At 58.5% G+C, this 13182-nt stretch carries 15 protein-coding genes and 1 tRNA gene; 4 read left to right on the forward strand and 12 right to left on the reverse strand.

What is annotated here, in order from left to right; all coding sequences use genetic code 11:
• The first annotated feature begins 168 nt into the window (after positions 1 to 168).
• The 3 genes from mscL to galE all read left to right on the forward strand — a co-directional run bounded on the left by mscL (position 169) and on the right by galE (position 3275).
• Positions 169 to 597, forward strand: coding sequence for a large conductance mechanosensitive channel protein MscL (gene mscL, locus DXT96_RS00290; protein WP_142841089.1), 429 nt, complete (start codon positions 169 to 171; stop codon positions 595 to 597).
• 154 nt (positions 598 to 751) lie between these two features.
• Entirely contained in the window at positions 752 to 1918 is a 1167-nt protein-coding gene (locus tag DXT96_RS00295) for a pyridoxal phosphate-dependent aminotransferase (protein WP_153513160.1), read from the forward strand.
• Positions 1919 to 2243: 325 nt separating this feature from the next.
• The gene (gene galE / locus DXT96_RS00300; protein ID WP_153513161.1) at positions 2244 to 3275 is read left to right on the forward strand and encodes a UDP-glucose 4-epimerase GalE; all 1032 of its coding nucleotides are present in this window, start codon (positions 2244 to 2246) and stop codon (positions 3273 to 3275) included.
• 12 nt (positions 3276 to 3287) lie between these two features.
• On the opposite strand, the gene DXT96_RS00305 is transcribed toward galE, so the two are convergent.
• The 10 genes from DXT96_RS00305 to DXT96_RS00350 all read right to left on the reverse strand — a co-directional run bounded on the left by DXT96_RS00305 (position 3288) and on the right by DXT96_RS00350 (position 10141).
• Complete coding sequence (locus DXT96_RS00305; protein WP_194287512.1) at positions 3288 to 4124, reverse strand: DUF6030 family protein; 837 nt, start codon at positions 4122 to 4124, stop codon at positions 3288 to 3290.
• Positions 4125 to 4273: 149 nt separating this feature from the next.
• The gene (yacG, locus tag DXT96_RS00310; RefSeq protein ID WP_153513162.1) at positions 4274 to 4501 is read right to left on the reverse strand and encodes a DNA gyrase inhibitor YacG; all 228 of its coding nucleotides are present in this window, start codon (positions 4499 to 4501) and stop codon (positions 4274 to 4276) included.
• Positions 4502 to 4504: 3 nt separating this feature from the next.
• Entirely contained in the window at positions 4505 to 5128 is a 624-nt protein-coding gene (locus tag DXT96_RS00315; RefSeq protein WP_153513163.1) for a Maf-like protein, read from the reverse strand.
• Positions 5129 to 5161: 33 nt separating this feature from the next.
• The gene (gene infA, locus DXT96_RS00320; RefSeq protein WP_004432473.1) at positions 5162 to 5380 is read right to left on the reverse strand and encodes a translation initiation factor IF-1; all 219 of its coding nucleotides are present in this window, start codon (positions 5378 to 5380) and stop codon (positions 5162 to 5164) included.
• 144 nt (positions 5381 to 5524) lie between these two features.
• Positions 5525 to 6013: a low molecular weight phosphatase family protein gene (locus tag DXT96_RS00325; RefSeq protein WP_149898551.1), complete on the reverse strand. Its 489-nt coding sequence runs from the start codon at positions 6011 to 6013 to the stop codon at positions 5525 to 5527.
• Between the two features lie 2 nt (positions 6014 to 6015).
• Positions 6016 to 6489: a UPF0262 family protein gene (locus tag DXT96_RS00330; protein WP_003493818.1), complete on the reverse strand. Its 474-nt coding sequence runs from the start codon at positions 6487 to 6489 to the stop codon at positions 6016 to 6018.
• 3 nt (positions 6490 to 6492) lie between these two features.
• Positions 6493 to 7791, reverse strand: coding sequence for a histidinol dehydrogenase (gene hisD / locus DXT96_RS00335; protein ID WP_371418754.1), 1299 nt, complete (start codon positions 7789 to 7791; stop codon positions 6493 to 6495).
• A 134-nt stretch (positions 7792 to 7925) separates the two neighbouring features.
• Positions 7926 to 8366: a DUF2948 family protein gene (locus DXT96_RS00340; RefSeq protein WP_046800569.1), complete on the reverse strand. Its 441-nt coding sequence runs from the start codon at positions 8364 to 8366 to the stop codon at positions 7926 to 7928.
• A gap of 114 nt (positions 8367 to 8480) precedes the next feature.
• Entirely contained in the window at positions 8481 to 9773 is a 1293-nt protein-coding gene (murA, locus tag DXT96_RS00345; protein WP_153513164.1) for a UDP-N-acetylglucosamine 1-carboxyvinyltransferase, read from the reverse strand.
• 101 nt (positions 9774 to 9874) lie between these two features.
• Positions 9875 to 10141, reverse strand: coding sequence for a hypothetical protein (locus DXT96_RS00350; protein WP_153513165.1), 267 nt, complete (start codon positions 10139 to 10141; stop codon positions 9875 to 9877).
• 155 nt (positions 10142 to 10296) lie between these two features.
• On the opposite strand from DXT96_RS00350, the gene DXT96_RS00355 reads away from it, so the two are divergent.
• Positions 10297 to 10371 (forward strand) — tRNA-Thr (locus DXT96_RS00355).
• 222 nt (positions 10372 to 10593) lie between these two features.
• On the opposite strand, the gene DXT96_RS00360 is transcribed toward DXT96_RS00355, so the two are convergent.
• Positions 10594 to 11931, reverse strand: a complete 1338-nt coding sequence (locus tag DXT96_RS00360) for a flagellin (protein WP_153513166.1) — start codon at positions 11929 to 11931, stop codon at positions 10594 to 10596.
• A 256-nt stretch (positions 11932 to 12187) separates the two neighbouring features.
• Positions 12188 to 13174, reverse strand: a complete 987-nt coding sequence (locus DXT96_RS27100; protein ID WP_246670532.1) for a flagellin — start codon at positions 13172 to 13174, stop codon at positions 12188 to 12190.
• Positions 13175 to 13182 lie beyond the last annotated feature (8 nt).

Consider the following 13182-nt stretch of genomic DNA (forward strand, 5'->3'; position numbering starts at 1 on the left):
CCGTTGAGAATGAGTGCGGTCTGATCATAAAGTTCAAGACGAGCGTGCAAAAAAGCTAACAAATGCAATCTTGACGAATTCCAAATGCGAAAGGGAATCTATATGGTTGAGCGCGTAGGGACAGTCACATAGCTTCAGCTTTCGAAGCAGGAGAGAGGGACAATCTGGATGCTAAACGAATTTAAAACCTTCATTGCCCGCGGCAATGTCATGGATCTGGCCGTCGGTGTCATCATCGGTGCGGCTTTCAGCAAGATCGTCGATTCCGTCGTCAATGATCTCATCATGCCGATCGTCGGCGCAATTTTCGGCGGCTTCGATTTCTCGAACTACTTCCTGCCGCTGAGTTCGGGCGTCACCGCCCCCTCGCTTGCCGCTGCCCGTGATCAGGGTGCCGTCTTTGCTTATGGCAACTTTCTGACCGTTCTCATCAACTTCCTCATCCTCGCCTGGATTATTTTCCTGATGGTCAAGGGCGTCAACAGGCTTCGTGCCTCGGTCGAAACAAAGAAGGCCGAGGAAAAGACGGAAGCGGCTCCGCCGCCGGAAGATGTCAAGCTTCTCACCGAAATCCGCGATCTGCTCAAGACTCGCTGAGACCGAGATTATCCCCGGCCCGATTTTGCTGGCTCACGCGGACAGCAATCTCCTGCCGGGGATCGATCCATAAAGAAAATCCATCTTCGCCTCACGGAATATCATGCATATGGCCCGTTCGATGCGCTAGAAAGCACCAAACGGAGTGTCTTTAATGTCCATCTTGAACAGTCTGAGTGCACGCTCTCTGGCGGCCCCGCAGAGCGGCATCGTCGAACTCGTCAACTATGCCCGGGGACGGGACAATCTCCTGCCGCTCTGGGTTGGCGAAGGCGATCTGCCCAGCCCGGGCTTCATCAATCAGGGTGCGATTGATGGGCTGAACAACGGTGAGACTTTCTACACATGGCAGCGCGGCATTCCAGAACTGCGTCAGGCGCTCAGCCGTTATTATGAGCGGCACTTCTCAGCGTCGCTGCCGCCGGAGCATTTTTATGCTACTGGTTCCGGCATGCAGGCGATTGTGCTTGCCGTGCAGGCGCTGACCTCGCCCGGCGACGAGATGGTGTATCTCTCGCCAACCTGGCCCAATATCGTCGCCGCCATCGGTGTGGCGGGTGCAGAGGCGGTTCCAGTCGGCATCGACTTCCGCGACGGTCGCTGGGATCTTGATATCGGCAGGCTGGAAAGCGCCATCACCGGCAAGACGAAGGCGCTTTTCATCAACACGCCTTCCAACCCGACCGGCTGGACGGCAACACTCGACAATCTCCGCGATGTTCTCGCGCTTGCCCGCAAACACGATCTGTGGATCGTCGCGGACGAGATTTACGCGCTTTACCACTATGCCGGCACCCGTGCCCCGTCGTTCCTCGACATCATGGAGCCGGACGACAAGATCGTCTTCGCCAATTCCTTCTCGAAGAACTGGTCCATGACCGGCTGGCGTGTCGGCTGGCTTGTCGTGCCGCCGGCCATCGGTCAGGTCATCGAAAACCTCATTCAATATTCCACGTCAGGCGTGGCGCCATTCATGCAGCGCGGCGCAGTTGCGGCTCTCGACCACGGCGACGGTTTCATCCGGCAAAACTACGAACGCGCTTTGGCATCGCGCGATATTCTCTGCGATGCGCTGATCGCGACGAACCGGGTGGAAACGCTTAAACCCGACGGTGCTCTCTATGCTTTCCTCAAGATTGACGGTGTGACGGACAGCCGCGCAACCGCGTTTGATATTGTCGATAAAACCGGTGTCGGCCTCGCACCCGGCACGGCCTTCGGCCCGGGGGGCGAACTGTTTCTGCGCGCCTGCTTCCTACGCAACCCAAAGCAGATTGAAGATGCGGCCGACCGGCTGGCATCTTACATCCTCAGCAGATAGGTTCCGATCTTCCTGCAGTGTTTGCCTGTCGCGTTGCTATTCCACCACGACAGGCGCATTGCTCAAAAAATCACAGTGAAGCTCCAAAACTACAACCCCACGGCGTAACCATCGACGTGCGGGCTTTTCTGTGATATGCGCCTTCTGTTCCTTTTATGAGAACATTTTCATCTAATAAATAAAAAGCACTTCATTGCGCTAACCAATCGTAAGCCACCTTTTCAGAGGGCTGAGGGTTGGGTCGCGTATTTGCTGTGCAAGTAATCAATGATGAAGAATTATTGGCTTTGATGGGCTCAAGAAAAGCAAACAGGGAAGTAAAGTCATGGCTGTTCTGGTCACGGGTGGAGCAGGTTACATAGGAAGCCACATGGTGTGGGCGCTGCTCGATGCCGGGGAAGAGGTCGTTGTTGTCGACCGGCTTTCCACGGGGTCGCGCTGGGCTGTCGCGCCGGCTGCGCGCTTCTATCTGGGGGATGCGGCCGATCGCGCCTTGCTCGACCAGATTTTCGAAGAAAACCAGATCGAGACCATTTTCCACTTTGCCGGCTCCCTGAGCGTTCCTGAATCGATCAGCCGGCCGCTCGAATATTACGAAAACAACACCGGCACGACCCGCGCCCTTGTCGCGGCAGCGGTCGCCCATGGCGTTCGCAATTTCATCTTTTCGTCGACAGCCGCGGTCTATGGAAACCAGCCCTTTGATGGCCCGGTGCCTGAAACGGCGATCCTGAGCCCCGAAAACCCCTATGGCCTGTCGAAACTCGCCTCTGAAATCATGCTGCGCGACGTCGTGCAGGCGCATGATTTTAACTATGTGGCGCTGCGTTACTTCAATGTCGCCGGAGCCGACCCGCAGGGCCGCGCCGGACCTTCGCCGACGGGCGTGGCAAACCTCATCAAGGTCGCCTGCGAGGCCGCAACCGGCCGGAGGGATCGGGTGGAGGTCTACGGAACGGACTATCCGACCGCCGATGGCACGGGTGTTCGCGACTATATCCACGTCAGCGATCTCATCGATGCGCATATGCTGGCCATGGCGCATCTGCGCGCCGGTGGCGGCACTCGAACCCTGAATTGTGGTTATGGCGTCGGTTATTCGGTGCTGGACGTGCTGCACGCGGTGCGGCAGGAATCGGAGCACGATTTCCCGGTTATCCATTGTCCGCGCCGGCCGGGTGATATTGCGGCCATGGTAGCGGATTCCACCCGTATTCAGTCGGAGCTGGGTTGGCGTCCGCGTTTCAACGATCTGGCGATCATCGTTCGCACTGCTCTTCAGTGGGAAGCAAAGCGCCAGGCGCAGCAAAGCGGCAGAATCCCCTCGGTCCGGCGCAAGCTGGCGGCGATAGGCTGAGCAGGTTCCGCGTCAGCGGGCACTGTTTTTCTTGACGGAAGGATAGACGACAGGCCGGTCCGAAGTGCTGGCGACGGGCAGCCATCGCTCCCTGTCAAAAAACCGGCGCGTTAGCTTCAGCCCCGACGACTGTTCGTTCGCGAGCAAAATCACGTTCATGCGATGCGGCGCGGTCGGCTCCGGCTTGACGGAGACCGAAATGCCGAAATGTTGCGCCTGATAGGCCTGCATCCCGCGTGCCGGCTCAAGCATGGCGGCAAGGTCGGCCCAGCGGGTTTGCCCGATAATCAGGGCCAATGCCTCGTCAAGCTTCACCCTGACGGCGGCACCGTCAGGCGTCTCAGGCGCTACGGCCTTCATTCGGATGGATTTGATCTCGCCAGAAGCCTCCCCCCTGATCTCAAGGAACAGCGATGCCCGCTCTGCAGGCGTTGCCGCATTCCCTTCGGCAAGATCGGCCATGCATTCGAAATTGCGGATATTCACTGGGCTGGCGTGCCAGCCTTGTCGGTTGGAAAAACCCTCTGTGGTGAAACGGTCACAGAGGTCCTTGCCTGAAAGTACGAAATCGCGTGCGAAGGATGCCCTGTCGCCAGCTTTCTCGAATTTCAGTAGATGAGGCGGCAGATAGACCTTCCTGGCGGCGAGCTTTTGCCGTTTGACGGGCTTCACTTTGGGCGGCGGCTCGGCGGAATAGATGGCAGGCGCCAGATTGAAATAGGTCAGCAGGCTCCTGAGGTGTTTTTTGTCATTGGCAAGCAGCACCGTCGCCAATATGGCCAGACAGACGGCCAGCACTGTAAACAGCAACGCGCCATGGCTTACTCTTTTTTGCAGGCTTGCGTCCATCGCAGGACCCTATGGCTACCGGGGCAGGGCGGCAGCCTTTTTTGATATGGATTTTCGGGCCGTTTTCAGCCCTGTGAATATAGATGTAAGTGGAAGCTCAAAAATAATATCATGCAATCCACCGCCGGAATCTCCGGCGGTGCGTAACGTTATTCAGATGTATTTTTACCTGTGTCCTGCCCGCCGGCGCTGCTTTCATCGTCTGCGACCGGAATGGCGTAGGAGCCATTCAGCCAGCGGGCGAGATCGAGCGAGCGGCAGCGATCCGAACAAAATGGATAATCGTCGCGCGTCGAGGGCCGCCCGCATTCAGGGCAGGGCTGGGATTTACGAAGCGGCGTGACGTTTCCGGCGCCTTCGGTGGAGGGTTTTGCCATGGTCTATCCTTCGAGCCAGCCCGACGTCACCTCAAATCCTTCACCGGACAAAAGTGACATGGTCTCGTAAAGCGGCAGGCCCACGACGTTGGTGTAGGAACCGGTCAGTTTCTGCACGAATGCGCCGGCAATGCCCTGAATGCCATAGGCGCCCGCTTTGCCGCGCCACTGCCCCGACGCGATATAGGCGTCGATCTCGCGCGTCGAGAGCCGTTTGAAGCGCACCTTGGTTTCCACCACCTTCTGGCGAATTTTGCCGCCGGGGGTCACGAGGCAGATGCCGGTATAGACCCAATGGCTGCGTCCCGAGAGAAGATGCAGCGATGCGGAGGCGTCTTCGGTATATTCCGCCTTACCGACGATACGACGGCCCACGGCCACGACGGTGTCGGACCCGAGAACATACGCGTCCTTCCACGTCTGCTCGCCCTTGAGCGCGGCATGCGCCGCTTCAGCCTTCTGCAGCGACAGACGACGACACAGCGTGCGCGGATGCTCGAGCTTCGCGGGCGTCTCGTCGATATCCATCGGCATCAGGCGTGCCGGCTCGATGCCGATCTGATGCAACAGTTCCAGACGCCGCGGTGAGCCGGAAGCCAGAACGAGCTTTTGTTTCGAGTTTGTCATTGCGCTGCCCGGGCGTCCGATGCCGAAAACGGATTACTTGAAGCGATAGGTGATGCGGCCCTTGGTCAGGTCGTAAGGCGTCATTTCAACCAGCACCTTGTCGCCTGCCAGAACGCGGATACGGTTCTTGCGCATGCGGCCGGCGGTGTGGGCGATGATTTCGTGTTCGTTCTCAAGCTTCACGCGGAATGTTGCGTTCGGCAGCAATTCGGTTACGATGCCCGGGAATTCAAGGACTTCTTCTTTTGTCATGTAAGGGTTTTCTTCCTGTTGATAGTGCCGGACATGTCCTGTCCGGGAAAATTGCGCGGAAACTACACAATCCCGGCACATTTGTGAACCTCTAAAGCATCGGCTTGAAAATCAGTACCGATTTTCACGAAGCAGGGGCGTTTTTCACTCTTTTGAAACCGTATCCGCCACCGGCTGCGGCCTTCCCGGCAGTCGTTCAGCAATCAGCCTGGCAAGATGGTCCCGCACCTCGCGATAGGCATTGAGGATTTGTTCGCGGGTGCCGGTTATCACCGTTGGGTCCATGGTCGGCCAATAGACCACATCGAGCGAATTCGAGCGCGTCAGTTCCAGCGCGGCATGATGGGCTTCGGGCGTCAATGTAATGATCAGATCGAAAAAATCATCCTCGATCTCGTCCAAAGTGCGCGGCCTGTGCTTGCCGAGCGAAAATCCCTGTTCCTCCAGCACCGCATCCACGAAGGGGTCGCGCTCTCCAGCCTTGACCCCGGCCGACTGTATATAGATGCCGGGCGCCACCAGCCGTTTGGCGATGACTTCTGCCATGGGGGAACGGATGGAGTTCATGCCGCACATGAAGAGGACCGATTTCGGCGCTCGTCCCTCATTTGGCGCTGCGGCAGGATTGCTCATCTCTAACCCCGCCAATAAAGCACGCAGACAAGGGTGAAGAGCCGGCGCGCCGTGTCGAAATCCACCTTGATCTTGCCGGAAAGCCGGTCCATCAAAGTTTGCGAGCCGTCATTGTGAATGCCGCGCCGGCCCATGTCGATCGCCTCGATCTGGCTCGGCGTAGAGGAGCGTATCGCCTCGTAATAGCTCTCGCAGATCAGGAAATAATCCTTGATGATGCGGCGAAACGGCGTCAGCGACAGTATATGGGTCGAGACATCCTTCTCGTCTTCCGTCTTGATCGAAAAAACCAGCTTGGCATCAACAAGCGAAATATGCAGCCGGTATGGCCCGCCCTCATGGCCAAACGGCTCGAAGGTATTTTCCTCGATCAGGTCGAAAATGGCCACGGCGCGTTCATGCTCCACATCAGGCGTGGACCGGCCGATGCTGTCGTCCAGAACCACGTCGCAGAGCCGGAAATCGCCTGAAGCCATCTGTTAACTTTCCGGGTTGAGGCGAATGGCGACCGAACGCGCATGCGCATCCAGCCCTTCCGAGCGGGCAAGGGTGATTGCCGCCGGGGCAAGCTGGCGCAACTGCTCGGGGCCGAGACGCAGGATCGAGGTGCGCTTGACGAAGTCCAGCACCGAAAGCCCGGAGGAGAAACGCGCCGAGCGTGCTGTCGGCAGAACATGGTTGGAGCCGCCGACATAATCGCCGATCACTTCCGGGGTATGACGCCCGACGAAGATCGCGCCCGCATTGCGGATGTGGGCCATCAACGCGTCCGGATCGTCAACGGCCAGTTCGAGGTGTTCGGCGGCGATGCGGTTGGCAAGCGGAATGGCGTCGGTGAGCTTTTCAACCAGAATGATCGCGCCGAAATCGGCCCAGCTTGCTGCCGCCGTCTCGGCGCGCGACAGGCGTTTCAGCTGCCGCTCGACGGCCGCTTCCACCGCCTTGCCGAGTTCGGCATGGTCAGTGATGAGGATGGATTGCGCGCCGCGATCATGCTCCGCCTGTGCCAGAAGATCGGCTGCCAGCCAGTCCGGATCATTGTCCCTGTCGGCAATGACGAGCACTTCGGAAGGTCCGGCGATCATGTCGATACCAACAGTGCCGAAGACCTGCCGTTTGGCGGCAGCCACATAGGCATTGCCGGGGCCGACGATCTTGGCGACCGGCGCGATGGTTTCCGTGCCATAGGCAAGGGCGGCGACGGCCTGCGCGCCGCCGATGCGATAGATTTCCTCGACACCCGCGATACGCGCTGCGGCAAGAACGGCGGGGTTTATCACGCCGCCATTGGCCGGCACGACCATGACGATGCGCTCGACGCCGGCAACCTTTGCCGGTACGGCATTCATCAGGACGGAGCTAGGATAGCTGGCGGTACCACCAGGCACATAGAGACCAACAGCCTCGATGGCCGTCCAGCGCGAGCCGAGACCCACGCCAATATCGTCTTCGTAAATGTCGTCCTTCGGCATCTGCCGCGCGTGGTGTTTTTCGATACGCCGGGCCGCGAGATCGAGGGCTTCGATAACGCTTTTGTCGACCGCTGAATAGGCGGCATCGATTTCGTCCGCCGTCACCCGCATCGAGACCCTGGTAAAATCGATGCCGTCGAATTTCTGGGAATAATGGGCAAGGGCCGCATCGCCGCGCTGGCGGACATCGTTGATGATGTCGCGAACCGTCGCGTTGACGTCTTCGGAAACTTCTCTCTTGGTCGTCAGGAAGGCAGCGAATTTCTGTTCGAAATCAGCCGATGCCTGCTCCAGCCAGATTGCCACGCCACTACCCTTTCATTGTCCCCGCGGACGATCCCCGCGAGGTGCACGAACTCGCCGCGCAACAATCGCGGCTCTGGTATGTGGCATAAATCGAAACGGTCACGAAAGGCAACCGTTGCGACGGCGTGAAGCGCTTATTCGCTATCGGGATGATGTGGTTTGGCGGCGGTTTCCCAGGCGCCGCTCACATCGGTCAACTGCGCCTCGATGCATTCGACGTCGAGCGCAATCGCCCCACCGCCCGACAGCGTCAGTTCAACGGCTCCATCAGGTCCTTCGCCATTCTGCACGAAGCGTATGGCGAGAAGCGACAGGACCTGTTCCTTATCGGTGCGGTTGATGCCATATGAGCGGACGGCCGAGACCCGCTTCAGGAAAACCACGCTGCGGCAGCGCTCCGGCGGCAGGTTCTTCTTATCCGCGCTTTCCCACACGAAACGATTGGCGGAAAGCGTGAACTGGCCATGCTTCGGCTCGAAGGCAACGTCTTTCAGTTTGAAGACGCTGTCCTGCATATGCGTCGAGATGACGGAGAGATCTTCAGTATCCAGCGCGAGCAATTTCAGGCCGCTCATCATTTTTTCCTTTTCCGCGGGCCACGGGCCGCAATGTCTATTTCTTGTACTGGAAATAGGCAGTCGAGGCCCGCTGTGCAACGGGTAGGAAACGGATGAGCGGCAATGAAAGGATCAATCGCTGACGCGCTCGACCAGCGCACCGCAGCGGGTGAGTTTTTCTTCCAGACGCTCGAAGCCGCGATCAAGATGGTAGACGCGCGAAACCATGGTCTCGCCTTCCGCCACCAGACCGGCAATGACCAGCGATACAGAGGCGCGCAGATCGGTTGCCATGACGGGCGCGCCCTTCAAGCGGGAGACACCCTCGATGCGGGCCATCTGGCCGGAAAGCGAAATCTTTGCGCCGAGACGGGCCAGTTCCTGCACATGCATGAAGCGGTTTTCGAAGATGGTTTCGGTGATGTGGGAGACGCCCTGCGAGCGGGTCATCAGCGCCATGAACTGCGCCTGCAGATCGGTGGGGAAGCCGGGGAAGGGCTCGGTGACGATATCGACCGGCTGGATGCCATTGCCGTTGCGCACGACGCGCAGGCCGGTCTCCGTGTCGCTGATCGTCACGCCGGCAAGCCGCAGCGTGTCCAGCGCGTTGTCTAGCAGCGAAGAACGGGTGCCTTCCAGCACCACGTCACCGCCTGCCATGGCAACCGCCATGGCATAAGTGCCGGTCTCGATACGATCAGGCAGCACCCGGTGGCGCGCGCCGGAAAGCGAGGTGACGCCCTCGATGGTGATGGTGGAGGTGCCGGCGCCTTCGATCTTCGCGCCCATGGCGGTCAGGCACTGCGCCAGATCAACCACTTCCGGCTCGCGGGCCGCGTTGTGAATGACTGTCGTGCCGCGGGCAAGGCTTGCGGCCATCAGCATCACATGCGTTGCGCCGACGGAGACTTTCGGGAAGGTGTAAACCGCGCCGATCAGGCCGCCCTTGGGGGCAGTGGCGTTGATGTAACCGCCGTCGATCTCCATCGTCGCACCGAGCGCCTGCAGGCCCTCGATGAACAGATCGACCGGACGTGTGCCGATGGCGCAGCCGCCCGGCAGGGAAACGCGGGCGCGGCCTTCACGGGCAAGCAGCGGGCCGATGACCCAGAAGCTGGCGCGCATCTTGGAAACCAGCTCATAAGGTGCCGTGGTGTCCACAACAGTGCGGCAGGTGAAGTGCACGGTGCGGGAATAGGCTTCGCCCTGGCTTTCGCGGCGGCCATTGACGGAAATATCGACGCCATGATTGCCGAGAATACGGATGAGCTGCTCAACGTCGGCCAGATGCGGCACGTTTTCGAGCGTCAGCGTGTCGCTGGTCAGAAGCGATGCGATCATCAACGGCAAGGCGGCGTTTTTTGCGCCGGAGATTGGAATGATGCCGTTTAGCTTGTTGCCACCCGTAATTCTGATGCGATCCATGCGTCCCTACGGGCCTGTGCCCGCCTTTCTTATCATGCCTTGCGGAAAGGCGCGTCCTTAGACGAATTTCCGCGGCGTTTCAATTTATGCTGATGAATTCTCTATGAGGATGATTCGTCCGTTTTTGCGGCAGGCAGACCGATTGTATCGTCCGCATCGCCGGCGCGGCGCGCACGAACCTGCTGTTTGCGCTTGAGAAGGTTTTCACGAAGCTTCTTGGCCGCCCGCGCCTTGCGTTCCGCCTCGCGCTGCCGTGCCTTTTCGCCCGGCCCAGCCTGCTGGCCACCGGTCGCCGCCACGGCGGACGATTCTGCGACAGCGCCCGCGCAAACCGTTGCCTTCGCCTGTTTGTCATGATGTTCGTTCATAAATTCAGCAATATCCGAAAAATGCGTTTTTCAACAGGGGGCACGCTTTTTTGCCCCGCTTGATGAAGAATATCGTTTTGCGACTTGCGCTCGTCAAAAACCTATGGCAATAGGCCGCCACGCTTGATGCTGAAGCAAACGCTTCGGCACCGGATGCTGCTATAGCTCAGGGGTAGAGCACTCCCTTGGTAAGGGAGAGGCCGAGAGTTCAAATCTCTCTAGCAGCACCATTTTCTCCCATAAATTCAAAATCTTACGCACTTGCCCGAGCCGCCGGCATTGGTCTGCCGCGCGCGCTGCTTGCGCACTTTCTCAAGCGCTCCGTGGACGCCTTGGAGAACAGAAATCCAGGCGAACGGAAAACCGCGCCTCTTGCGAAGCGCGGTTTCCATATCCGAATATTCTGTTGCTGCCAGAGCGGGACGAAACCGCCCGTAGCCAACGGGCGCCGCTTACTGGCGGAATAGCGACAGGATATTTTCGGAGCTGGTATTGGCGATGGAGAGTGACTGGATGGCCAGTTGCTGCTGCGTCTGGAGAGCCTTGAGCCGGGTGGATTCTTCGTTCATGTCGGCGTCAACGAGGCGGCCGATGCCTTTGTCGATGGAGTCAGTCAGCTTCGAGACGAAGTCTTCCTGCAGATCGAGGCGCATCTTGATGGAGCCGAGATCGGCGCTTGCGCTGATAAGCGACTCCAGCTTCGTGTTGACGAACTGGATCATGTTGTCGAGACCGTCATTCTCCGTCAGCGGCTGGCCTTTGGCATCCGTCAGCCCGCTGAGGTCCTTGGTGATGTCGAGATCGATCAGCGAGTAGTCGAGCTTCTGGGCCATCTGCGACGTTGCCGCAGCGGTTTCGAGATAGATATTGTTGTTGGAGGAGCCACCGGTGCCGATCGTCGTCACCGTCGTGCCTGCAGGTGTTGGCACCGTATTGTTAGCCTTCACGTAAAGTGCTTCGCCCGCGGCGTTTTCACCGATCTTGAAGTAGGTACCGTTGTTTTTTGCGGTTGTTGCCGCAGCAACGGTTACGAGGCCGGTTGTTGCGTCTGCAGCGGAAACCGTGGTTGTCGTGCCGGATGGGAAACCCAGAAGCTGAGCTTGGGTAAATACTTTTGCGGTATATGGCGTGGTTGTCGCAGCACCGGCGGGCGTTGTGGTCGTGATTTCGAATTCACGCAGAACACCTGTGTCGGAGTAATAAGCAGAGCTGTCGAGAATGCCGTTTTTCGTCGCGCCGGTCGACGTATCGAAAAGCGCGGTCTTGTTGTCGACCTGAATGTTGATGGTCTTGACGGCGACGTTACCTGCGCCATCACGGACGAAGGAACCGACGATCTGTTTGGTGACCGGCGTCAGGTTGCCGGAAGCGTCGCTGATCTTGCCCTTCAGCCAGTTTTCGCCGGAGAAGGAGGCGGATTCGCCGATGCTCTTCAGCTGGTCCTGAAGCTGGCGGATTTCTTCCTGGATCTTGGCCTTGTCGACGCCTGCTTCGCGGGCGGCAACCAGCTTCTTGCTGATTTCCTTGACGACATCGACGGTGGTTTCCATGGCGGAATAAGCGGTGTCGACCTTGGCGGCGCCGAGGCCGAGGGCGTCCTGTACGGCGGAAAGCGCGCCATTGTCGGAACGCATGGTGGTCGCGATCGACCAGTAGGCGGCGTTGTCGGATGCGGTCTTGACGCGCAGGCCGGAAGAGACACGCGACTGCGTTTCTTCCATGTTGCTGCCGATGGCGCGAAGGGTCTGAAGGGCGGCCATTGCCGCGACGTTCGTCAAAATGCTGGTCATAATTATTTGCCCCTTGATTGGCTTAAATGAAAAGGGACATTCCGGATTGCCGCCGGGAACGATCGAGCGGCTTGATGCCTGTTAACCTCTTTTTCGTCTTGGTTAACCAATCGTTTCGATGACTAGGTTTTAGGCGGCGAATGGTTAACAAAGCCTAAATTGCTATTAATAAAAATTAGGAAATAATAATTTCGCTTAACCATAACGAAAAAAGCCGCGCTCAAGGCGCGGCTTCCTTTTTTGATGTCGCTTGCGATTAACGGAAGAGCGAGAGAATGCTCTGCGAGTCGTTGTTGGCGATCGACAGCGCCTGAACAGCCAGCTGCTGCTGGGTCTGAAGAGCCTTGAGGCGAGTGGATTCTTCGTTCATTTCAGCGTCCACGAGACGGCCGATGCCCTTGTCAAGCGAGTCGGTCAGCTTGTTGACGAAGTTTTCCTGCAGTTCGATACGCATCTTGACCGAGCCGAGGTCGGCGGAGGCCGAGATCATACTCTGGAGCTGTTTGTCCACGAAGGAAACCATGGCATCCAGAGCCTGCTCGGCAGTCAGGGTCACACCGGTCGGGCCGGCGAGATCCTTGGTGATGTCGAGCGACGTCAGGGAATAAGCGAGTAGGTCCGCAGTGGCCGCAGCGCCCTGATCGAGGTATACGGCGACGCCGCCGACAGAGCCAATTGAGGTGTTTACGATTGGAGCCGTTGGACCATCGGTGGTGGCGGGTGCGCCGGCAGCGGCAGAAACGATCTTGACATATTTGTCGTCGCCAATCTTCAGGTATGTACCTGTAGCAGCAATCGGGGAGCCCGCGGCTGCGTTTTTGATGACCGCCAGGCCGTTTGCCATCACTTCATAGTTGGCGGTAGCAGCGCCATTTCCAGGGGAACTGCCCTTCAGCTGCGCTTCAGTATAGGTCTCGGCTGCTACGACCTTGGTCGTTGCCGCAGCAGCAGTGGCACCGGCTGTCAGTTTGAAGAGATCGTAGGTGCCGGACTTGGAATAATATGCATAGGAATCGAGAATGCCTTGCTTGTCTTTTGCGGCACCAGAAGACGTATCGAACAGGACGGTGTCGGCAGTCAGTGCGACATTGATCGTCTTGACGGACACGTTCCCACCGGAGTCACGGATAAATGAGCCAACGACCTGCTTGGTGACGTTGGCCAGGTTGCCCGTGCCATCGCTGATCTTCGCCTGCAGCCAGTTTTCGCCGGAGAAGGACGAGGAGCTGGAAATCGACTTCAGCTGATCCT

This window comes from Agrobacterium sp. ICMP 6402, assembly GCF_009498615.1.
In the GTDB taxonomy this organism is placed as follows: Bacteria; Pseudomonadota; Alphaproteobacteria; order Rhizobiales; family Rhizobiaceae; genus Agrobacterium; species Agrobacterium burrii.